The following is a 19,520-nucleotide window of genomic DNA, read 5'->3' on the forward strand; positions in this document are numbered from 1 at the left end:
CCCGTGCCCGCCGCCGCGTCGTCAAAGCCGGCTACAAAGGCGGGATGCCTGAGACTGGACCCCGCTGGACGACGCGCCTGATGCAGGCCTTCGAGACCCGAGTCGACCCCTACCCCGACAGTCCCCCCCCGCAGCCCCCGGCCACGCTGGCGGCCTTCCTCTGGGCCGGCACGGAGGGCATGCGGCCCTGGCTGGCCGGCATGGTGCTGCTGACGGCCTGCATCGGGGCCTTCGAGGCCTGGCTCTTCGGCCTCATGGGCCAGGTGGTGGACCTGCTGGCCGCGGTCGATCGCAGCCAGCTCTGGTCCGCCCACGGCGAACTGCTGCTGGGCCTGGCGGGCCTGCTGCTGGCCAGCACGGCCGTGGTGGCCCTGCAGGTCGCGATCAAGCACCAGACCCTGGCCGGCAGCTTCCCGATGCGGCTGCGCTGGCAGTTCCACCGCCGCATGCTGGGCCAGAGCCTGGCCTTCTACAGCGACGAGTTCGCCGGCCGCATCGCGACCAAGGTGATGCAGGGCGCGCTGGCGGTGCGCGACACGGTCTTCATCGTCGGCGACATCCTGGTCTTCGTGACCCTCTATTTCGCCACCATCGTCGGCGTGCTCGGTGGCCTGGCCCTGTGGCTGCTGCTGCCTTTCGCGCTGTGGTTGGCGGCCTACCTGCTGGCGGTGCGCCACTTCGTGCCGCGGCTCGGCCGCGCCGCCCAGGCCCAGGCCGATGCGCGTTCACTGATGACCGGCCGCATCACCGATGCCTACACCAACATCGCCACCGTCAAACTCTTCTCGCACGGCCAGCGCGAGGCCGGCCACGCGCGCGGCGCGATGCAGGACTTCCTCGTCACCGTGCACCGGCAAATGCGCCTGGTGACCGGCTTCGAGATCGTCAATCACGGCCTGAGCATGCTGCTGATCGGCGGCACCGCCGGCACCGCGCTCTGGTTGTGGACGCAGCAGGCGGTCGGCCTGGGCGCGGTGGCCGCGGCCACCGCGATGGCGCTGCGGCTCAACGGCATGTCGCACTGGATCATGTGGGAGACGGCCTCGCTCTTCGAGCACATCGGCACCGCCCAGGATGCGATGAACACCCTGTCGCGGCCGCACAGCGTGGTGGACCGGCCCGGCGCCCCGGCCCTGCAGGTGCAGCGCGGCGAGATCGTCTTCGAGCGCGTGGCCTTCAGCTACGGCCGCGCAGCCGATCCGGCTGCCGCCGGTCGTGGCCTGCGCATGCAGGACTTCAACCTGCACATCCGTCCCGGCGAGAAGATCGGCCTGGTCGGCCGTTCCGGCGCCGGCAAGAGCACGCTGGTGCACCTGCTGCTGCGCTTCTACGACCTGGAGGGCGGCCGCATCCTGATCGACGGCCAGGACATCGCCGGCGTCCGTCAGGACAGCCTGCGCGCGCAGATCGGCATGGTCACCCAGGACACCGCCCTGCTGCACCGCTCGGTGCGCGAGAACATCCTCTACGGCCGCCCCGACGCCGACGAGGCCGCCCTGCATGCCGCCGCCGAGCGTGCGCAGGCGGCCGGCTTCATCGCCCAGCTGCGCGATGCCAAGGGCCGCAGCGGCTACGAGGCCCAGGTGGGCGAACGCGGCGTCAAGCTCAGCGGCGGCCAGCGCCAGCGCATCGCCATCGCGCGGGTGATGCTGAAGGATGCGCCCATCCTGCTGCTCGACGAGGCCACCAGTGCGCTCGACAGCGAGGTCGAGCAGGCCATCCAGGCCAGCCTCGGCGAGCTGATGGCCGGCAAGACCGTGGTCGCCATTGCGCACCGCCTGTCGACCATCGCCGCGATGGACCGCCTGGTGGTGATGGACCAGGGCCGCATCGTCGAGTCCGGCGACCACCGCAGCCTGCTGGCACGCGGCGGACTCTATGCGCGGCTCTGGGCCCACCAGAGCGGCGGCTTCCTCGGCGAGGACGATGACGAGGCGCCCGGGACAGTCTCTTCCGCCCCGCCTGCGGCCCCGACGGCCACCGCGCACTCCTGAAGCCGGAACCCTTGCTCCGACCGGCTGTCTCTCCGCCACCTCCTCCGCCCGACCCGGAGCTCCCGCATGGCCCGCCCAACCGTCCCCCTGAACCCGCCGCCCTGCCGCAGGCCCGCCGCCCGGGGTCTGGCCTTCGCCTTGCTGGCTGCCGCGGCCTGGCCGCTGGCCGCACAGCCGGCGCCCGAGGCGGCGGCCTCCGATCCGGCCGCGCCCGAGCACTACCTGAGCGTCGAGAAGGACTTCACCTCGAACTGCGTCATCCGCAATGGCGTGCAGCTGCTGATCCGCAACACCCACCCGACCCGGACCGTGCGGGTCTGGCTGGAACGCACGCTGGCGGGTCGGCCGACGGGCGACCGCTCGCGCTCCGAGCTCAAGCCGGGGGCCGAAGCCGAGCCGCTGGGCTGCTCGGTCAGCAGCGATCAGCCGCAGGCCTGGCGCGTGGTCAAGGCGCAGTTCCTCGACTGAGCGCCCGTCGCGTCCGCGGCCTGGTTCAGAAGCACTCGGACGGGTTGTTCGCCACCTGCAGGCGGCAGCTCCAGCGGAAGAGCTGGGCGCCGTGCTTGGCCGAGCGCTGGAACATCACCGTCGGCTCGCGCTCGATGGCTTCGGGCAGGGGCAGCCCCGGCGCCACGCCCTGGCTGTTCGTGTAGAAGCGGACGAAACAGCTCTCCTGGTCGCCGCAGACGGCCGGAATCGCCTGGTCGTACCAGCTCCGCTCGCGGGCCTGGGCCTCCGGCACCAGGTAGTAGGCGACCTTGCCGAGGCGGCCGATCAGCTGCGGGGCGGTTTCGGCCGCCTCGGCCGGAGCCCTCAGGCCGTGGGGCAGCAGCAGGGCCGCGAGGAGGAGGGCAGGGTGCAGGCGGGGGCGGGGCAGCATGGGCATCGCGGATCAACCTTCCTGGCCGGGCCAGTGTGCAGAGCATCTCTTCGGACCCCGGCGCGCAGCCCGGCGTTGCTCCAGACTTACCCGCGGCCCGTGGGGTCGCGGCTCAGGCCGGGTCGTAGGCGAAGCAGGCCTGCACGATGCCGTGATCGGGGGTGCCGGTCGCGGCAGGGTCTTCGAGGTTCAGGTGGTCGTTGTAGATCCGCAGGCCCTCGAAGCGCCACAGGCGCTGGCGCGAGCGGTCGTAGAAGGCCTGGGAGACGAGGATGTGGTCCAGCGAACCGTGTTCGCCCTGGTGGATGTAGGTGTAGCTGACATCGCGCAGGCTGCGCTGGCCCTCCATCAGCTCGGTGGCATAGAGGCCGGTGGCGCTGCCGCCCTTGCGGTCGGCGCGCAGCAGCAGGTCGGGCTGGCCGGTGATCAGGGCCTGGGTGTTGCTGAGCCGGTCGTCGTTCAGGTCGCCCATCACCACCGTCGGCCGGCCCTCGGCCTTCATGCGTTCGGTCAGCAGCACGCGCAGCGCGGCGGCCTCGGCGGTGCGGCGGACGGTGGAGATCGCGCTGCCCAGGGCCTCGCGATGCGGCGCGAAGGCGGACGGATCGGCCCGGAACCAGGCTTCGCCGCCGACCTCCGTCGGTCCCTTGGACTTGAGGTGCGCCACGTGCACCTCCACCAGCGGCAGCCCCGGCGCCACGCGCAGGGCCAGGCGCAGCACCGGGCGCGAGAAGCCCTTGATCGTCACGGCGATCGCCGGGCTCTGCGGGTCCTCGCCCCCGCCGCTGCGCAGCTGCAGCTGCGGGGGGAAGCGCTCGATCCAGACCGGGGCCAGGGCCGGCTCGGCCACCGGGTCGATCGCCAGGCTGCGGTGCACGGCGGCGGCGCAGGCGATGCCCTGGCCGTTCAGCCCGGGGCGGGTGAGGAGCTGGTAGTCGCCGTCGAGGCCGGCCGCGCGGAAGGCGGCTTGCAGCGGCTCGGGATGCCACAGCTCCTGGAAGCCCCAGACTTCGGCCTCCACGCCGCGCAGGGCCTGGGCCAGCCAGGCGATCTTGGCGGCGTACTGGGCCTCGGTCCAGCCCGGCCGGCCGTAGAGCGCACGGCCCGGCAGGTTCAGGTTGTAGAGGTTGCAGCTCGCGAAGCGGAGCGGCGTGTTGCGGCGCGGACGCGGGAGGGTGGCCATCGGGTCGGCTCATGCGAAGGGGGGCCGGCCATTCTGGCCGGCCCCCCTTCGCGCGGACCCCGGGGAGACCTCAGGGCCGCAGCATCGGCAGCGTGGCCTCGGCGTAGCCGATCTGCGCGGTGCGGTTGGTGGCGAAGCCGTGAAACCACATGCGCGCCTTGCCGTTTTCGAACACCACGCTGGGCGCGATCGGGCCGATGTTGTCGAAGCCGGTGGCGGACTTGCGCACGATGGGCTCCGGGTTGATCGTCCAGGGGCCGAAGGGGCTGCTGGCCTGGGCCACGCCGATCTCGTGCCCGGCCTCCCCGTTGAGCCGGGTGTGGAAGAGGTAGTAGCGGCCGTCCGGGCCCTGGGTGATGTCGACTTCCGCGATGCCGTCCTTCACGCCCGGGAAATCGGCGGCGGTCAGCACCGGCGTGCTGCGCTTGGTCCAGGTCCGGCCGTCCTTCGAAGTGGCGGCCAGCAGCGTGACGCCCGCCCCCTTCGGACAGTTGTAGAAGCAGTAGGCCGAATACAGCATGACCAGCTCGTTGTTGTAGACGACGAAGCTCGGGCTGCTGATCGCGTCGTTGTCGTAGCCGGCCGGGCTGGTCTTCAGCACCGGCTTGCCGCCATTGGCGCGCGTGAAGTGGATGCCATCGCTCGAGGTGGCCAGGCCGACCTCGGCCGGGAAGGACGCGAAGAAGCCGCCGCGGTCCAGGTAGCCGACGTAGTACAGCAGGTACTCGTTCTTGAACTTCACCATGGCCGCGGATTCATGGGCGTCGTCCCACTGCCCCGGCCGGGTGGCGATCAGGCGGCTGGGCAGCGTGGTGTCGCCGGTGTTCACATCGCTCCAGCTCAGGCCGTCGGTCGAGCGGGCCAGGCAGATCGCGCCGCGCTGGCGGACGATGTCGTAGCAGTTGTAGGTCATGCGCAGCTCGCTGCCGACGCGCATCACGCTCGGGTCGCCGACCGCCGCATAGGGCCCGCTGAACACGGGTGCCAGCCGCTTCGACCAGGTCGCCCAGCCGGCCGTCGTGACGGTCTGCCAGGTGCCGTCGCTGCTGACGCTGCTGTTGCTGGCCGGGCTGCGGGGACGCAGGCTCCAGCGCTGGTTGGCGCCGCCGCCATCGGTCCAGAAGCGCACATCGGTGAAATTGCCGCCATGCAGGTCGAGCACCAGGCTGAGCGCGGCGGCCGGGATGAAGCGGCCGGTGTTGCCGTCGATGTAGATCGACTGCAGCGCGCTGCCATTGCAGGCCTGAAGTTGCAGGGTCGTCCCGCTGACGACCGGATTCGCCGTCGCGCCCAGGCAGTAGCCGCCGAGCTTGAGCTGGTAGCTGCCATTCGCGTTGGGCACGACGACCAGGTTCTGGCTGGCCAGACCGCCATGGCACAGGCCGGCCTGCACGCCGGCCCCGGCCACCGGGGTGGCGGCCTGGCTCTGCAGGCAGAGGTCGCTGCGCTGCAGGTTGTAGACCTCCAGGCCCGTGATGTCGGCGGCCTGCGCACCGCCGCTCAGCAGCAGCAGGCCCAGGGTGGTGCAGCGCAGGGGCCGCGAAAGGGCGAGATGTTTCATGACGTAGAGGTCGCGGGGCTGGCTTGCGCTCGGCAAGGGGGGCGGGCAGGAGGATGGTTCAAGCCTGTTTCTGCTTTCGGTCACCACGCGGCGGGCTTGACGGCTTTTACAGACACTTACTGAGGCCGATGTCGGCTTTTCAGGCTTCAGCAATTCACCGGCCCGCGACGACAGTGCATGCCGCTTCCTGGGCCCGAGCTGGACATCGGCCCCCGAAGCGACCGACTGAGCCTCGCGACCGCCAGGACCCGCGGTCGATCGTGTCGCCGTCCGCAAAAAGAACAGCCCGTCCGACGCGCAGGCGCCGGACGGGCTGGGTGGGCAAGGGGGTGGGGCCGGTCGCCCGGCCGCAGCCTCAGCGTCCGCCGATGGCCAGCAGTTCCACTTCGAAGGTCAGCGTCGCGTTCGGCGGGATCACGCCGCGGCCGGCGCCCCGCGCGCCGTAGGCGATGTGCGGCGGGCAGGTCAGGCGGGCCTTGCCGCCCACGGCCATGCCCTGCAGGCCCTCGGTCCAGCAGGGGATCACGCCCTGCAGCGGGAAGGAGGCCGGCTGGCCGCGGCTGTAGCTGCTGTCGAACTCCTCGCCCTTGCGCGGGCCGGCGTCGGCCAGCACGCCGCGGTAATGCACGGTCACGACATCGCGCGCCGTGGGCTTGGCCCCCTTGCCTTCCTGCAGCGAGAGGAAGACCAGGCCGCTCTCGCGGACCACGGCGCCCGCTTCCTTGGCGGCCTCGACGGCGGCGGCCGAGGCGATCGGTGCCTGGGCGAAGGCGGGGGCCAGGCTGCCCAGCAGGGCGAGGCCGGTCAGGGCAGGGCGGCAGAGGGACAAGAGGTTCACGAACAGTCTCCGGACGGGATGGACGAAAAAGGGCTGGATCATCGTCGCTCGGCCAAGCCCTTGCATCGGGTCCAATCCGGCCCGTGCCCGATGCCACCCCCTGCCCCCGCCCGCGCCTGCTGCTCGCCCCGATGGAGGGCCTGCTCGACGCGACCCTGCGCGACACCCTGACCCGTCTCGACGGCCCGGCCGGCCTCGACCGCTGCGTCAGCGAATTCATTCGCGTCACCGGCACCCTGCTGCCGCCCAAGGCCTTCCTGCGCATCGTGCCCGAGCTGGCCCAGGGCTCGCGCACGCCGGCCGGCGTGACCGTGCGGCCTCAGCTGCTGGGCTCCGACCCGGCCTGCCTGGCCGAGAACGCGGCCCGGCTGATCGAGCTTGGCGCCGAGGGCATCGACCTGAACTTCGGCTGCCCGGCCAAGGTGGTCAACCGCCATGGTGGCGGCGCCATGCTGTTGCGCGAGCCCGAGCGCCTGCGGGCCATCGTCGCCGCGGTGCGGCGTGCGGTGCCGGCCGACCGTCCGGTCTCGGCCAAGATGCGCCTGGGCTATGACGACGACCGCGATGCCGAGGCCTGCGCCCAGGCCCTGGCCGACGGCGGTGCGGCCGAGATCGTCATCCACGCCCGCACCCGTGCCCAGGGCTACCGGCCGCCGGCCTGGTGGACGCGGGTCGCCGAGGTGCGCGCCGCGGTGGCCGTGCCGGTGGTCGCCAACGGCGAGATCTGGACGGTCGACGACGCGCTGCGCTGCCGCGCCGAGGCCGGCGGCCTGGACCTGATGCTCGGCCGCGGCCTGGTGGCCGACCCCGGCCTGGCCCGCGCGCTGCGTGCCGCCGAGGCCGGCCTGCCCGCCCCCGCCCTGGGCTGGGATGCCCTGCAGCCGCAGATCGCGCACTTCTGGCAGTGCGTGAACGCGCGCATCGAGGCGCGCCACCGCGCCGGCCGGCTCAAGCAGTGGCTGAACTACCTGCGCCGCGTGCATCCGGCGGCGCAGGGGCTCTACGACGCCGTCCGCACCCTCAACGATCCGGCGGCCGTGGCCGCGCGGGTGCTGGGCGAGGCCGCTCAGCGGCGCAGCGGCAGCGGCGCCTCCGCATAGCCGATGCGGATGGTGCGGGCCCGGCTGAAGCCGTGGAACCACATCCGCGCCTTGCCATTGGCGAAGACCACGGTCGGCGCGATCGGCCCGATGTCGTCGAAGCCGCTGGCCGATTTGCGGACGATGGACTGCGGGTTGATCGTCCACGGCCCGTAGGGCGTCGGTGCCTGGGCGATGCCGATCTCGTGTCCCTGGTCGCCCTGCAGCAGGGTGTGGAAGAGGTAGTACAGCCCGTCCGGCCCCTGCACGATCTCCACCTCGCCCGCGCCGTCCTTGGCGTGCGGCACATCGGCCCGGGTCAGCACCGGTGTGGGGATCTTGGTCCAGCTGCGACCGTCGCTGGAGCTGGCCGCCAGCACCGTCACTCCGTAGCCCTTCGGACAGTTCGTGAAGCAGTAGGCCGTGTAGAACATCAGCAGCTTGCCCTGGTACTCGATCAGGCTCGGGCTGCTCATCGTGTCGTTGTCGTAGTTGCCCGGGCTGACCTGCATCACCGGCTGGCCGCCGTTGGCCAGCGTGAAGCGCAGGCCGTCGGTGGAGGTGGCCAGTCCGAAGGACGCCGGCATCGAGTTGAAGAAGCCGCCGCGGTCCCGGTAGGCCGTGAAGTACAGCAGGTATTCGCCGCGGAAGCGGACGATGGTCGGCGTCTCGTGGGCGTCGTCGAACTGGCCGGCACGGGTCTTGAGGATGCGGCCGGGCACCTGGGTGTCGCCCGTGGCGGCATCGGTCCAGCCGATGCCGTCCGGCGACGTCGCCAGACAAATCGCCCCGCGCTGCCGGGTCGTGTCGTAGCAGTTGTAGACCATCTGGAAGAGGCCGTTCTCCAGCCGCACGCTGGGATCGCCGATCACCGAGTAGGGGCCGCTGAAGACGGGGTCCAGCCACTTCGTCCAGGGGGCCCAGCCGGGCGTCGAGACCGTCGTGCTGCGGCCCCCCGGTGCCGGCGGCGCGGGCAGGGGGTCGCCAGGGGCCGGTGCGGGAGCGGGCGCCGGAGCCGGCGTTGGGGCCGGTGCAGGGGCCGGTGCAGGGGCCGGCGCAGGCGCCGGGGCGGGAGCAGGAGCCGGCGCAGGAGCAGGAGCCGGCGAAGGAGCCGGGGCGGGAGCCGGTGCGGGCGCCGGAGCAAACAGCGACGCGAGGAAGCTGCCAAGGTCGGCGCGACTCTCGTGGGCGACGAACAGGGTGCTCAGCAGGGCGGCAGTGCCCAGGACATGCAGGCGGGACGGTCGGTTCATGGAGGAGGGGACGGGGCGCGCTGCCCGGCCTGACCTCCCATCGGCCAGGTGCGTACGCAGTTCATGGGCCGCCACAGGGCGGTCGACGAGCTGGTTGGTCCTTGAACGGGACTTCTTGGGGGCCGAGGTGTACTGGCTTACCCGGGGGTCACGTTCTTGCCGCGCCGGTTCGATGTAACAAAACACGTCGGATGTATCGCGATGCGCGCGTCCCCCGGCGCGGTGTCGGCCGCAGGCCTCGGTCCGCGGCGGGTGCCCGGGTGGGCGCGCGTCGGCTCAGTCGGCCTGCCAGCGCTCGCGGAGCGCGTCCCAGCCCGCCGTTCCCAGGCGGCGCAGCGTCGCGATGTTGCGCTCGAAGATGGTCGCGGCCTCGGGCACGGCCGCCACCGCGCGGGCCACGCTGGCCTCGCGCAGCAGATGCAGGGTGGGCCAGGGCGCGCGGTTGCTCGCATGGGCCGGGTCGCCGGGTGCATGCTCGGCAAAGCGCCAGCGCGGGTGGAAGGCGGCGAGCTGCAGCACGCCGCGCAGGCCGGCGGCCTCGATCGCCGTCTCGGCCACCCCGAGGAAGGCATTGAAGTCGTCGAAGCGGCCGAGCACCCAGGGATGCACGATCAGCGTGGTGTCGTGCTGGGCCGGGTCGGCGGCGGCCAGGGTCTGCAGGGCCTCGACCAGCTCCGCCAGCAAGGCCTCGGGCTGGCGCGCCGGGCTGAGCTGCCAGCGGATCTGGCCGCGTGCGGCCACCGCCTTGGCGAAGGGACAGAGGTTCAGGCCGATCACCGCCGCCTCCATCCAGGCCTGGCTCTGGGCCAGCACGCGGGCGCGGGTGGCTTCGTCCTCGGGGCCGCCGGCCGGGGCTTCCGGCGTGTCCAGGCCGACGGCGCGCCGGAAGCGCGGGCCGGGGCGGGGGAGCGGGCGGGGACGGACCATGGCGCACGCAGTATCGATGCCGGCCGGCCGCGCTATCGTTGTCGCCATGCACCGCCCGCCTGCCCCTGCCCCGCTGCCCTCGACCGACCCGGCCGATCCTGGCCCCGCCCCGCGCCGTCCGTCCGCCCTGCGCGGCCTCCGTGTCCGCCTGACGCCGCTGTTGCTGGCGGGCCTGCTGGCCGCCGGCTGTGCGAGCGTCGTCAACCCGGTCAGTGGCCGCAGCGAGCTGACGGTGATGAGCGAGGCGGACGAGGTCGCGCTCGGTGCGAAGGAGCACCGGCAGATCCTGGCCCAGCAGGGCGTGGTCGACGATCCGGCCCTGGCGGCCTATGTGGACCGGGTCGGCCAACGCCTGGCTGCGCAGTCGCACCGCGCCCAGCTGCGCTGGACCTTCACCGTGCTCGACAGCCCCGAGGTCAATGCCTTCGCGCTGCCGGGCGGCTATGTCTATGTGACCCGCGGCATCCTGGCCGTGCTGCGCGACGAGGCCGAACTGGCCGGCGTGCTCGGCCACGAGATCGGCCATGTCACCGCACGCCACGGCGCGCAGCGCGCCACCCGCCAGCAGACGGCCGGCCTCGGCGTGCTGGCGGCCACCGTCTTCGGCGCGGCCTTCGGCCTGGGCGATGTCGCGCAGCAGCTGTCCTCGGCCGCGGCGGCCGGCGTGGTGGCTTCCTACGGCCGCGAGCAGGAACTGCAGGCCGACCAGCTCGGCGCCGAATACCTGGCCCGCAACGACTATGCGCCGCAGCGCATGATCGATGTCATCGCCGCCCTCAAGCGTCAGGAGCAGTACGCCGCGGCCCAGGCCCGTGCGGCCGGCCGCGAGCCCGCCAGCGGGGGCAACTGGCTGGCCTCGCATCCCAGCAATGCGCAGCGCCTGGACCAGATCCGCCGCATCGCCGACGGCTACCCGACGCCCGACAAGCCGGTCGAAGGCCGCAGCGCCTACCTGGCCGCGATCGACGGCCTGGACTTCGGCGACAGCCCGGCCCAGGGCCTGGTGCGGGGCCGCGTCTTCGTGCACGGCGGTCTTGGCATCGCGCTGACCGCCCCTGCCGGCTGGCAGCTGCGCAACACCCCCTCCACCCTGCTCGCCGCCCATCCCGACGGCCAGGTCGGCCTGCTGCTGCGCCCGGTGCCGCCACAGGCCGGCCGCGACCCGCGCGCGCTGGCGCGCAAGCTCTACGAGCCTGTCGAGCTGCACACCGAGGCACGCACCCTGCACGGCCTGGACGCGACCCTGGTGCAGGGCCGCCGCAAGCTGCCGAACGGTGGCAGCCAGCCCTTCGAGCTGCTGGTGGTCGACGGGCCTCAGGACAAGCTCTACCTGCTGCAGCAGGCCGGGGCCGCCGAAGCCGTGCGCCGCGAGCAGGCTGCACTGCGCGAGGCGGCGGCCAGCTTCCGGCCGATGAGTGAGGCCGACCGCCAGCTGGCCCGGCCCTGGAAGCTGCGTGCGGCCGTGCTGCCGCCGGGCGGCTGGGCCCGGCTGGCAGCCGACACCCCGCTGCCGCCGGGTGAAGCCGAGGCCCTGCTGCGCCTGTTGAACGGGGCCGACCCGGTCGACGGCGACACCCGGCCCGCGCCGCGGCCCGGCGACCGCGTGAAGACCGTGCGCGCCGACTGAAGCCAGCGGCCCGCCGCGCCGGTTATCGTGCCCGCATGCACGACGACTTCAGCTTCTTCTGGCACGACTACGAGGCCTGGGGCCGCGACCCGCGCCGCACCCGACCGGCCCAGTTCGCCGGCGTCCGCACCGATGCCGACCTGAACGAGATCGACGAGCCGGTCTCGATCCACTGCCAGCCGCCCACCGACCTGCTGCCCGAACCCGGCGCGGTGCTGCTGACCGGCATCACGCCCCAGCTCTGCGCGGCCCGCGGCCTGCCCGAGCACGCCTTCGCAGCTGCCATCGAGGCCCAGCTCGCCCGGCCCGGCACGGTGGGCGTGGGCTACAACTCGATCCGCTACGACGACGAGGTCACCCGCTTCCTGTTCTGGCGCAACCTGATGGATCCCTATGCCCGCGAGTGGCAGAACCGCTGCGGCCGCTGGGACCTGCTCGACGTGATGCGGGCCTGCCATGCCCTGCGGCCCGAAGGCCTGGTCTGGCCCCGGCGCGAGGACGGCCACACCTCCTTCCGGCTGGAGGACCTGACGGCTGCCAACGGCATCGCCCACGCCAGCGCGCACGACGCACTGTCCGACGTGCGCGCCACCCTGGCCCTGGCCCGCAAGCTGCACGCCGCCCAGCCGCGGCTCTGGGCCTTCTGCCTCAAGCTGCGCAGCAAGCAGGCGGTGAAGGACGAGTTCGCCGCGGCCGAACGTGCCGGCCGGCCGCTGCTGCACATCTCCGGCATGTACGGTGCCGAGCGTGGCGGCCTGGCCCTGGTCTGGCCGCTGGCGCCGCACCCGACGAATGGCAACGAGGTGCTGGTCTGGGACTGTGCGGAGGACCCGGCCGTGCTCGGCACGCTCGACGTGGAGGGCCTGCGCCAGCGCCTCTTCACCCGCCGCGAGGCGCTGCCCGAGGGCCTCAGTCGCCTGCCGATCAAGGGCGTGCACCTGAACAAGTCGCCCATCGTCGTCAGCCACCTCGGCGCGCTGGGCGCCGCCCAGGCCGCGCGCTGGGGCATCGACCTCGACGCCGCCCAGCGCCATGCCGAGGCCGCCGCCACGCTGGCGCCCCGCCTGGCCGGGCTCTGGCCCGAGGTCTACCGACGGCCCGAAGCCGCTGCCGACACCGATGTCGATGAAGACCTCTACGGCGGCTTCCTGGCCGAGGAGGACCGCCGCAGCCTGGCCCGCCTGCTGGCGCTGCCGGCGGACGAACGCGCCGGGCGCCTGGCCGGCGGCCGCCAGCCGGCCTTCCACGACGGCCGGCTCGACGAGCTGCTGTTCCGCTACCGTGCGCGCAACTTCCCCGACACCCTGGATGCCGAGGCCCAGGCCCGCTGGGAGGCCCACCGCGCCGCCCGCCTGCACCATGGCGCGGCTGGCGCGCTGACGCTGGAGGCCTTCCTCGCCGAGATCGACGGCCTGGCCGAGGCCGCCGAGACCGCCGGCGACGAGCGCGCGCAAGGCCTGCTGGAAGCCCTGGTCGACTGGGCCACCGAGATCGCGCCGGACGCGGACTGAGCCGGCACGGTCACCGGACTCAGCCGGAGGGCGGCCGGCTCAGCACTGCCAGGCCGGGCGCAGGCCCGCTTCGCCGGCCCAGTCGCAGGCCAAGCCGGCCAGGTGCAGATGCAGCACGCTGCCATGCGCGAAGTCCAGCTCCAGCCGCAGCGGGCCGGCCAGGCGCCCCGGCAGGGGCAGGCAGGCCTGCCACTGCCAGCCTCCGGCCGCGGCCGCCGGCCGGCCGAGCCGCGCCTCGCGCAAACGGCCCAGCCAGTCGCCATCGCCCAGCGGCCGGGGCCGGCCGTCGTCCGGCGCCAGGCGCCGCACCTGCTGCAGGCGCAGCAGCAGCGGCCGGGCCCAGCCGCCCTCGGGTGCATCCGGTCCAGGGCGAACCCAGGCGGTCGACAGGCGCAGCTGCCATCCGTCGGCCTCCGCCTGCAGGCCGGCCACCTCGGCCTCGGCCAGCTGAAGCTCCAGCGCCCCGCTCATGCCGCAGGGGCCGGGCCGAGTGCGGCCCGGTAGGCATGCCAGCTGGCATGGCCGAGCACCGGCCCGACCAGCAGCAGGCCGAGGAAGCCCGGCAGCATGGCCAGCACGACCAGGCCGGTGATGAGCCCGCCCCACAGCAGCATCACCGGCCCCTGCGTCAGCACCAGCCGCAGGCTGCACAGGCCGGCGGTGACGGCATCGACCGGGCGATCCAGGATCATGGGGATCGAGATCACGCTGATCGCGTAGATCAGCCCCGCGAACACCGCGCCCACCGCCAGGTAGGCGGTGATGAAGCCGAGGTGGCTGGGGTCCAGCAGCTTCAGCAGCGAGCCCTTGAAGTCCGGCATGCCCTGGAAGCTCACGGCGAAGATCACCAGCGCCGCGCGGCCCCACAGCAGCTCCAGCGCGAGCAGCACCAGGCCGAACAGGGCCAGTGCCCCGGTGCGGCGGTCCCAGGCGAAGAGTGAATCGCCGAAGTCCGGCCGGCGACCGGCCTCCAGCTGCTGGCTGACGCGGTACAGGCCCATGCAGAGGAAGGGGCCCATCAGCAGGAAGCCGGCCGACAGGGCCAGCACCCAGGCCGGCGCCTGCTCGAAGACCCGCAGCAGGGCCCAGCCCATGCCGGCGAAGCAGGCCCCGTAGAACAGGCCGATGCCGGGTGCGCGCCGGAAGTCGCCCAGGCCCAGGACGAGCCAGTGAAAGGGCGCGGCCAGGCCCAGCGGGCGCAGGGGCAGGTCGAAGGCCCCGGTCGGCGGGGTGGGGGCGGAGCTCATGGCGAGGGCGTGTCGATTCGGCCGGCCAGGAAGGTGAGCCCCGCGAAGACCGCCCATCCGCCGGAAATGCGATTCAGGCCCCGGCTGCTGCCGAAGTCGATCACCACGCTCGGCGAAAGCGCGTAGCTGGCGGCCAGCAGGCCGCGATGCGTGGAGCGGGTGCCGCGTTGCCCCAGGCCCGAGAGCTCGGCCGCCACCGTCCAGTCGGGACCCAGCTGGCGGGCCAGGTCCACGGCCCAGGCCCGCTGCCAGTGGCCCTGCTTGGTCTCGAGCCGGCCCAGCTGGGTCAGGCCGAGATTGACGTCGGTGTGCCAGACCCGACCCTCGCCGAAGTCCAGGCTGTAGATGCCGAGCAGTCCGGCATCGCGCCGGCCGCTGCCCAGTCCGCGACGGGCCGTCGGCAGCTTGAGGCTGAGTTCGAGGCCAAGGGCAGCGTCCTCGTCCAGGCTGTGCCGGTGCTTCAGCACGAGGCTGCTGTCGCCCAGCCCTCGGTGGCCAGGGCCGGGTTGCTCGTGTACCCAGCCTTCGCCCTGCAGACGCAGGCCCCAGTCCTCGCTGAAGGCGTACTTCAGTGCGTAGTTCAGGTTGTCCCGCTGGCTGGCCCCGCCGGCCCGGCTGCGCTGCAGGCCGGTCTCGATCTCCACCCAGCCCGGGGCGGACAGGGCGGCCGGTGCCGACACCGTCGGCCGGTAGGGCGTGACCGAGGGCCCCTCCTGCGCGAGGCCGGCTCCTCCGACGAGTGCGAGCAGCCAGCCGAGGGCTGTTCTGCCCCCAGGGTGAACCCAGTGATCGTTCGGCCTCAGCCTGGGTGCGTAGGATCGATCCATGCGACATCCTCCGGCGCTTCCGCGGGGGCGATGTCGAGATTGACCGCCACCGCCTCGCCGTCACTTCGCACCAGCACGCACTCCAGCACCTCGGTCGGGCTGGCGTTGATTTCCTGGTGAGGGACGAAGGGCGGCACGTAGATGAAGTCGCCCGGACCGGCTTCGGCCGTGAACTCCAGCCGTTCGCCCCAGCGCATCCGCGCCCGGCCCTTGACGATGTAGATCACGCTCTCCAGCGGCCCGTGGTGGTGGGCGCCGGTCTTGGCGTTCGGGTGGATGTGCACGGTGCCCGCCCAGAGTTTCTGGGCACCGACCCGCGCGAAGTTGATGGCCGCCTTGCGGTCCATGCCGGGGGTCTGGGCCGTGTTCGCGTCCAGGCGATCGCCGGGCACGACCCGCACGCCGTCGTGCTTCCAGTGGGGGCTGTGATCGGAGGGGGTGCTCATGGGCCGGATCCGGCGACGACGGGGCTCAGGCGCGCTTGCTGGCGCGGATCGCGGCCAGGCAGGCGTCATGGCAGGCCTTGCACTCGGCGTGGTGCTCGAGGTGCGGCTTGCAGGCCTCGACGCAGGCCTGCATCGACTGCACGGCGGTGCGTGCCAGCGCCGGGGTGTAGGCCGAGTTCAGGCCTGCGGCCTTCAGCGTCGCGCCGCAGGTCACATCGCAGTCGAGGGCGGTGCGAAGGCAGTCCCCCACCGACTTGTCGCCCTGGGCCAGCAGCACCTGGCAGTGCGCGATGCAGGCCGAGATGGCGCTGGTGCAGGCCTGGTAGGACTTGATCAGTCCGCGGTAGCGGCCGGCCGGGGCGGCATCGCGGCCGCTGTCGCCACCATGGCCGCCATGGCCGGCGTGGGCCTGGCCGTCGGTCGCCGCGGCCAGGCCGGGAAGGCTGGCGGCCAGGCCGGCCAGGCCCAGGCCGATCAGCCGGCGGCGGGAGGGCGGGGTGAGCGGGTTCATCGAGGGGCTCCGAGAGGCTTGACGGGATGCAAAGCCGCCGGCGAGGGCGGCACCTTGCGGCTGAGCTTCGCACAGCCGCGCCGGTCCGGACATGCGGGCCACTCCGCAGGCTTCAAGTTTCTTTACCGGATGCGGGCGGACCCGACATGCCCGGCGACCACAGTGAAGGCCTCCGCAGCCCGCTGCCTTACCCCCCAAGGAGTTCGCGATGTCTTCCCTCTCCCCGGTGTCCTCCCGCCGCCTGGCCCGCCAGGCCTGGCTGCCCGCGCTGCTGCTGGCGGTGGCCGGCAGCGTCGCCTTGCTGAACCTGCCGGCCGCCCAGGCCAGCCCGGCCGAGCGCGGGGCGCATCGCCACGGGCCGGCGCAGCTGCCCCAGCCCGAGCATGCCGAGCGCATGGTCGACCGGCTGCTGATGGGCGTCGACGACGTCACGGCCCAGCAGCGCAGCCAGCTGGTCAGCATCGGCCGCGAGGCCCTGCGCGATCTGGCCGGCCAGCGCGAGGCCGCTCACAAGCTGCGCGAGCGCCAGCGCCAGCTGCTCGCCCAGCCGACGGTGGATGCCGCCGCCATCGAGCAGCTGCGTCAGCAGATGCTGGTCCAGCATGAACAGATGTCGCGTCGCAGCACCCAGGCCCTGGTCGAGGCCAGCCGGGTGCTGAACCCCGGGCAGCGGGCCCAGATCGCCCGCCGGCTGGAGGCGCGTCACGAGGGCTTGCGCGGCGGGCCGCGGGGCGAGGGTCGCGGCGAAGGGCCGCGCCCCGAGCGCCACGGGCAGGCGGCGGATCGGGCCGCGCCCCTGCTGTGAACGGCAGGCGCTCGTCCTGAGCCTGGCCTCCCGGGACCTGCGGTCCGCGGGGGGGCCGCCGGCCCCTCCCTCCCGCCGGGTCGGCGGACTTCGGCCGTCCCGGCAGGCCGCCCGCGCGGCCTGCGCCCGGGGCGGCCCTCTTTTTGTGGAATGCTGCCTGCGATGAGCGCCACCCACTTGCTGTTGATCGACGACGACGCTCGCCTGGCCGAGATGCTGGGCGACTACCTGCGCCAGGCCGGGCTGGACGTGACCGTGGCCGCCAGCCTGGCCGAGGGCCGCAGCCAGCTGGCCCGCGCGCGCTGGGATGCGCTCATCCTCGACCTGATGCTGCCCGACGGCAACGGCCTGGACCTGACCCGCGAGCTGCGCGCCGAGCCGCGCACCCGCGGCCTGCCCCTGCTGATGCTGACCGCGCGTGGCGAACCCATGGACCGCGTCGTCGGCCTGGAACTCGGGGCCGACGACTACCTGCCCAAACCCTTCGAGCCGCGCGAGCTGCTGGCCCGCCTGAAGGCCTTGCTGCGCCGTGCCGCGCCCGGTGAGCCGGCCAGCGAGCTGCTGCGCTTCGGCCGCCTGGAGATCGACCTCGGCGCCCGCCAGGCCCGCGTCGCCGGGCGCCCCTGCGAGCTGACCAGCTACCAGTTCGACCTGCTGCTGGTGCTGGCTCGCGCCGCCGGCCGCGTGCTGAGCCGCGACCAGATCATGGACGCGCTGCGCGGCCACGCCCTGGAGGCCTTCGACCGCTCGATCGACGTGCATGTCTCGCGCATCCGCGCGGCCATCGAGGACGATCCCAAGGCGCCACGCCGCATCCTCACCGTGCGCGGCGCCGGCTACCTCTTCGCGCGCAAGCAGGACGAAGCCTGAAGCCCGCCGCGCGATGAAGACCCTCTACCTGCGCATCTACCTGACGGTGCTGGCCGTGCTGGCGGCCTTCGCCCTGGTCGGCGGTGGCCTGGCCAAGCTCAAGCTCGACGAGGAGCGCGAGCGCTTCGACCAGGAGCGCAGCCGCTACGAGCAGAACGCCAGCGACCGCACCCTGGCCTGGGCCGAGCTGATCGAGGCCGTGCTGCCGCCCGACGAAGCGCCCGAGCTGGAGCAGGCCGCGGCCCTGGTCAGCTGGTCCGAGCGCCTGCGGCTGCCGATGGCGCTGGACCGGGCCGATGGCGTGCGCGTGGTCACCAGCCCGCTCTACGACCGGCTCGAGGACCTGCGCCACCGCGCCGAGCGGCCGCTGCGCGAGGACCGCGGCCCGGTGCGCCTGAACCTGCGCGACGGCCGCGGCCTGTGGATCTGGCGTCCGCCGCGGCTGCTGCGCGAGGCGCTGGGCCTGCCCGGCGGGGGCCCGCGCGAGGGAGCGTCCGGGGCCGATCGCGGCCCGGGCGGCGGGCCCGGCTTCGGCCCGCCGCCACCGCGCTTGTTCGGCGGCCTGCCGTGGCTGGACGGCCGCGGCCTGCTGATCGCGCTGGCCCTGCTCTTCGTTGCCGTCGCGGCCGGCGCCTATCCGGTGGTGCGTCGCCTCACGCGGCGGCTGGAGGCGCTGCAGGCGGGGGTGGAAGCCTTCGGCGCGGGCCAGCTGCGCCGCCGGGTCGATGCCCAGGGCAAGGACGAAGTGGCCGCGCTGGCGCGCAGCTTCAACGAGGCGGCCGAGCGCATCGAGGGCCTGATCGACGCCCACCGCAGCCTCCTGGCCAATGCCAGCCACGAGCTGCGCTCGCCGCTGGCCCGGCTGAAGATGGCCCTGGCCCTGGCCGAGGAGGCGGGCCCCGAGCGCGCCCTGCCCTTGCGCGAGGAGGCCCGCCGCAACATCGCGGAGCTTGATGCCCTGGTCGAGGAGGTGCTACTCGCCAGCCGCCTCGACGCCCGCCCCGAGCCGCAGCGCGAAGCGCTGGACCCGCTGGCCCTGGCCACCGAGATCGCTGCCGAGACGGATGCCGTGCTCGACGACAGCGCCTGGGATCTGGTCCCGGCCGGCACCGAAGCCCCGCTGCACGGCGACGAGCGCCTGCTGCGGCGCGCGCTGCGCAATCTGCTGGAGAACGCCCGCCGCTACGGGGGCCAGTCGGCCCCCGAACTGCGCCTGCACCGCGAGGGGTCGTGGATCTGCTTCTGCGTCGACGACCGCGGCCCCGGCGTGCCGGCGGCCGAGCGCGAGCGCATCTTCGAGCCCTTCTACCGTCTGCCCGGCCATGCCGAGCGGGCCGGCGGCGTCGGCCTGGGGCTGAGCCTGGTGCGGCAGATCGCCCGCCTGCACGGCGGCCGCGTGGACTGCGAGGCGCGCGAGGGCGGCGGCAGCCGCTTCGTGCTGCGTCTGCCGGTGGCCGGCTGAGCCCGGCGGATCAGCCGGCGGCCGCCGGTGCCGGGCCGCCCGCGGCGGCATCGTCCGGCGGTGGCGCCGGCCGCTCGCTGGGGCCGTCGCCCTGGGCGCGCTCGGCATAGCGGTTGAAGCGCCAGGCGCTGGCCTCCTGCGTGATGCGGCGCCAGGTCGCGCGCTTCTCGGCCGGCCCCATCGCCGTCCAGTGCTGCACCTCGTCGAAGCTGCGGCCGCAGCCCTTGCAGACGGCATCGCCCTGGCTGGTCGAGCAGATCGCGATGCAGGGCGAGTCCGGTGTGCTGGCATACCAGCCCAGCCAGGCCTCGCGGGCGCGTGCCGGCATGCTGGTCTCGTCGCACAGCGCCTCGCGGTAATAGACCATCAGGGCGTAGACCTCGGCCAGCGCACGCACCTCCGGGCAGGCGCTGATGCCGTCGGGCGAGGGCGAGCGCTGCCGCCACCAGTTGATCGCGGCCTCGATGTCGGTGATGTGGATCGCAGCCATGCCGGCTCC

The 19,520-nt window shown here is 73.4% G+C and carries 20 protein-coding genes; 8 read left to right on the forward strand and 12 right to left on the reverse strand.

Annotated elements, in window-relative coordinates; genetic code table 11:
* The first annotated feature begins 44 nt into the window (after nucleotides 1-44).
* Nucleotides 45-1,994, forward strand: a complete 1,950-nt coding sequence (locus tag H4F90_RS00415; protein ID WP_235971890.1) for an ABC transporter ATP-binding protein — start codon at nucleotides 45-47, stop codon at nucleotides 1,992-1,994.
* A gap of 66 nt (nucleotides 1,995-2,060) precedes the next feature.
* Nucleotides 2,061-2,462, forward strand: a complete 402-nt coding sequence (locus H4F90_RS00420) for a hypothetical protein (protein WP_182660408.1) — start codon at nucleotides 2,061-2,063, stop codon at nucleotides 2,460-2,462.
* Nucleotides 2,463-2,487: 25 nt separating this feature from the next.
* Here H4F90_RS00420 and H4F90_RS00425 read toward each other — a convergent pair whose 3' ends face one another.
* From H4F90_RS00425 to H4F90_RS00440, 4 genes are all read right to left on the reverse strand, one after another.
* Nucleotides 2,488-2,874 (reverse strand): hypothetical protein, encoded by a 387-nt coding sequence (locus H4F90_RS00425; RefSeq protein ID WP_220486026.1) that lies wholly within the window; start codon nucleotides 2,872-2,874, stop codon nucleotides 2,488-2,490.
* Nucleotides 2,875-2,986: 112 nt separating this feature from the next.
* Nucleotides 2,987-4,057 (reverse strand): endonuclease/exonuclease/phosphatase family protein, encoded by a 1,071-nt coding sequence (locus tag H4F90_RS00430; RefSeq protein WP_182660412.1) that lies wholly within the window; start codon nucleotides 4,055-4,057, stop codon nucleotides 2,987-2,989.
* 70 nt (nucleotides 4,058-4,127) lie between these two features.
* On the reverse strand, nucleotides 4,128-5,618 hold the full coding sequence (locus H4F90_RS00435) for a ricin-type beta-trefoil lectin domain protein (protein WP_182660414.1): 1,491 nt from the start codon (nucleotides 5,616-5,618) through the stop codon (nucleotides 4,128-4,130).
* A gap of 355 nt (nucleotides 5,619-5,973) precedes the next feature.
* On the reverse strand, nucleotides 5,974-6,456 hold the full coding sequence (locus tag H4F90_RS00440) for an FKBP-type peptidyl-prolyl cis-trans isomerase (protein WP_407926149.1): 483 nt from the start codon (nucleotides 6,454-6,456) through the stop codon (nucleotides 5,974-5,976).
* 131 nt (nucleotides 6,457-6,587) lie between these two features.
* On the opposite strand from H4F90_RS00440, the gene H4F90_RS00445 reads away from it, so the two are divergent.
* Nucleotides 6,588-7,556: a tRNA dihydrouridine synthase gene (locus H4F90_RS00445; protein ID WP_182662921.1), complete on the forward strand. Its 969-nt coding sequence runs from the start codon at nucleotides 6,588-6,590 to the stop codon at nucleotides 7,554-7,556.
* On the opposite strand, the gene H4F90_RS00450 is transcribed toward H4F90_RS00445, so the two are convergent.
* Both H4F90_RS00450 and H4F90_RS00455 read right to left on the reverse strand, forming a co-directional pair.
* The gene (locus H4F90_RS00450) at nucleotides 7,523-8,788 is read right to left on the reverse strand and encodes a glycoside hydrolase family protein (protein ID WP_182660418.1); all 1,266 of its coding nucleotides are present in this window, start codon (nucleotides 8,786-8,788) and stop codon (nucleotides 7,523-7,525) included. The genes H4F90_RS00445 and H4F90_RS00450 overlap by 34 nt on opposite strands.
* A gap of 276 nt (nucleotides 8,789-9,064) precedes the next feature.
* Entirely contained in the window at nucleotides 9,065-9,715 is a 651-nt protein-coding gene (locus H4F90_RS00455) for a DUF1415 domain-containing protein (protein WP_182660420.1), read from the reverse strand.
* 46 nt (nucleotides 9,716-9,761) lie between these two features.
* On the opposite strand from H4F90_RS00455, the gene H4F90_RS00460 reads away from it, so the two are divergent.
* Nucleotides 9,762-11,342 (forward strand): M48 family metalloprotease, encoded by a 1,581-nt coding sequence (locus H4F90_RS00460; RefSeq protein WP_182660422.1) that lies wholly within the window; start codon nucleotides 9,762-9,764, stop codon nucleotides 11,340-11,342.
* Nucleotides 11,343-11,377: 35 nt separating this feature from the next.
* Nucleotides 11,378-12,853 carry an exodeoxyribonuclease I gene (gene sbcB, locus H4F90_RS00465; protein ID WP_182660424.1) on the forward strand — a complete coding sequence of 492 codons (1,476 nt, stop codon included), beginning with the start codon at nucleotides 11,378-11,380 and terminating at the stop codon, nucleotides 12,851-12,853.
* Between the two features lie 39 nt (nucleotides 12,854-12,892).
* Here the strand turns inward: sbcB and H4F90_RS00470 are convergent, their stop codons facing one another.
* The 5 genes from H4F90_RS00470 to H4F90_RS00490 all read right to left on the reverse strand — a co-directional run bounded on the left by H4F90_RS00470 (nucleotide 12,893) and on the right by H4F90_RS00490 (nucleotide 15,884).
* The gene (locus H4F90_RS00470; RefSeq protein ID WP_182660426.1) at nucleotides 12,893-13,324 is read right to left on the reverse strand and encodes a hypothetical protein; all 432 of its coding nucleotides are present in this window, start codon (nucleotides 13,322-13,324) and stop codon (nucleotides 12,893-12,895) included.
* Nucleotides 13,321-14,100 carry a DUF2189 domain-containing protein gene (locus H4F90_RS00475; protein ID WP_182660429.1) on the reverse strand — a complete coding sequence of 260 codons (780 nt, stop codon included), beginning with the start codon at nucleotides 14,098-14,100 and terminating at the stop codon, nucleotides 13,321-13,323. The genes H4F90_RS00470 and H4F90_RS00475 overlap by 4 nt, the downstream gene beginning before the upstream one ends.
* A complete protein-coding gene (locus H4F90_RS00480) occupies nucleotides 14,097-14,780 on the reverse strand; it encodes a transporter (protein ID WP_182660431.1) in 684 nt (227 codons plus the stop codon). Before H4F90_RS00480 ends, H4F90_RS00475 begins: the two co-directional genes overlap by 4 nt.
* Before the next feature lie 119 nt (nucleotides 14,781-14,899).
* A complete protein-coding gene (locus H4F90_RS00485) occupies nucleotides 14,900-15,373 on the reverse strand; it encodes a cupin domain-containing protein (protein WP_182660433.1) in 474 nt (157 codons plus the stop codon).
* Nucleotides 15,374-15,398: 25 nt separating this feature from the next.
* Complete coding sequence (locus H4F90_RS00490; protein WP_182660435.1) at nucleotides 15,399-15,884, reverse strand: four-helix bundle copper-binding protein; 486 nt, start codon at nucleotides 15,882-15,884, stop codon at nucleotides 15,399-15,401.
* Between the two features lie 208 nt (nucleotides 15,885-16,092).
* Here H4F90_RS00490 and H4F90_RS00495 point away from each other — a divergent pair, with 208 nt between their 5' ends.
* The 3 genes from H4F90_RS00495 to H4F90_RS00505 all read left to right on the forward strand — a co-directional run bounded on the left by H4F90_RS00495 (nucleotide 16,093) and on the right by H4F90_RS00505 (nucleotide 19,021).
* Nucleotides 16,093-16,689 carry a Spy/CpxP family protein refolding chaperone gene (locus tag H4F90_RS00495; RefSeq protein WP_182660436.1) on the forward strand — a complete coding sequence of 199 codons (597 nt, stop codon included), beginning with the start codon at nucleotides 16,093-16,095 and terminating at the stop codon, nucleotides 16,687-16,689.
* 162 nt (nucleotides 16,690-16,851) lie between these two features.
* Nucleotides 16,852-17,559 (forward strand): response regulator, encoded by a 708-nt coding sequence (locus H4F90_RS00500; RefSeq protein ID WP_182660438.1) that lies wholly within the window; start codon nucleotides 16,852-16,854, stop codon nucleotides 17,557-17,559.
* Between the two features lie 13 nt (nucleotides 17,560-17,572).
* On the forward strand, nucleotides 17,573-19,021 hold the full coding sequence (locus tag H4F90_RS00505; protein WP_182660440.1) for a HAMP domain-containing sensor histidine kinase: 1,449 nt from the start codon (nucleotides 17,573-17,575) through the stop codon (nucleotides 19,019-19,021).
* Nucleotides 19,022-19,031: 10 nt separating this feature from the next.
* Here the strand turns inward: H4F90_RS00505 and H4F90_RS00510 are convergent, their stop codons facing one another.
* The gene (locus H4F90_RS00510; protein WP_182660442.1) at nucleotides 19,032-19,511 is read right to left on the reverse strand and encodes a DUF3717 domain-containing protein; all 480 of its coding nucleotides are present in this window, start codon (nucleotides 19,509-19,511) and stop codon (nucleotides 19,032-19,034) included.
* Between the last annotated feature and the right edge of the window lie 9 nt (nucleotides 19,512-19,520).

Origin of the sequence: Aquariibacter albus, assembly GCF_014145335.1 — a bacterium.
Taxonomy (GTDB): Bacteria; Pseudomonadota; Gammaproteobacteria; order Burkholderiales; family Burkholderiaceae_C; genus Aquariibacter; species Aquariibacter albus.

What these genes read in the sequence shown, in the direction of transcription:
- H4F90_RS00460 (WP_182660422.1), top strand. Translation starts at nt 9,762, where the DNA reads ATGCACCGCCCGCCTGCCCCTGCCCCGCTGCCCTCGACCGACCCGGCC.
- H4F90_RS00415 (WP_235971890.1), top strand. Translation starts at nt 45, where the DNA reads ATGCCTGAGACTGGACCCCGCTGGACGACGCGCCTGATGCAGGCCTTC.
- H4F90_RS00475 (WP_182660429.1), bottom strand. Translation starts at nt 14,100, where the DNA reads ATGAGCTCCGCCCCCACCCCGCCGACCGGGGCCTTCGACCTGCCCCTG.
- H4F90_RS00450 (WP_182660418.1), bottom strand. Translation starts at nt 8,788, where the DNA reads ATGAACCGACCGTCCCGCCTGCATGTCCTGGGCACTGCCGCCCTGCTG.
- sbcB (WP_182660424.1), top strand. Translation starts at nt 11,378, where the DNA reads ATGCACGACGACTTCAGCTTCTTCTGGCACGACTACGAGGCCTGGGGC.
- H4F90_RS00425 (WP_220486026.1), bottom strand. Translation starts at nt 2,874, where the DNA reads ATGCTGCCCCGCCCCCGCCTGCACCCTGCCCTCCTCCTCGCGGCCCTG.
- H4F90_RS00420 (WP_182660408.1), top strand. Translation starts at nt 2,061, where the DNA reads ATGGCCCGCCCAACCGTCCCCCTGAACCCGCCGCCCTGCCGCAGGCCC.
- H4F90_RS00485 (WP_182660433.1), bottom strand. Translation starts at nt 15,373, where the DNA reads ATGAGCACCCCCTCCGATCACAGCCCCCACTGGAAGCACGACGGCGTG.
- H4F90_RS00505 (WP_182660440.1), top strand. Translation starts at nt 17,573, where the DNA reads ATGAAGACCCTCTACCTGCGCATCTACCTGACGGTGCTGGCCGTGCTG.
- H4F90_RS00510 (WP_182660442.1), bottom strand. Translation starts at nt 19,511, where the DNA reads ATGGCTGCGATCCACATCACCGACATCGAGGCCGCGATCAACTGGTGG.
- H4F90_RS00490 (WP_182660435.1), bottom strand. Translation starts at nt 15,884, where the DNA reads ATGAACCCGCTCACCCCGCCCTCCCGCCGCCGGCTGATCGGCCTGGGC.
- H4F90_RS00435 (WP_182660414.1), bottom strand. Translation starts at nt 5,618, where the DNA reads ATGAAACATCTCGCCCTTTCGCGGCCCCTGCGCTGCACCACCCTGGGC.
- H4F90_RS00445 (WP_182662921.1), top strand. Translation starts at nt 6,588, where the DNA reads ATGGAGGGCCTGCTCGACGCGACCCTGCGCGACACCCTGACCCGTCTC.
- H4F90_RS00495 (WP_182660436.1), top strand. Translation starts at nt 16,093, where the DNA reads ATGTCTTCCCTCTCCCCGGTGTCCTCCCGCCGCCTGGCCCGCCAGGCC.
- H4F90_RS00430 (WP_182660412.1), bottom strand. Translation starts at nt 4,057, where the DNA reads ATGGCCACCCTCCCGCGTCCGCGCCGCAACACGCCGCTCCGCTTCGCG.
- H4F90_RS00500 (WP_182660438.1), top strand. Translation starts at nt 16,852, where the DNA reads ATGAGCGCCACCCACTTGCTGTTGATCGACGACGACGCTCGCCTGGCC.
- H4F90_RS00455 (WP_182660420.1), bottom strand. Translation starts at nt 9,715, where the DNA reads ATGGTCCGTCCCCGCCCGCTCCCCCGCCCCGGCCCGCGCTTCCGGCGC.
- H4F90_RS00470 (WP_182660426.1), bottom strand. Translation starts at nt 13,324, where the DNA reads ATGAGCGGGGCGCTGGAGCTTCAGCTGGCCGAGGCCGAGGTGGCCGGC.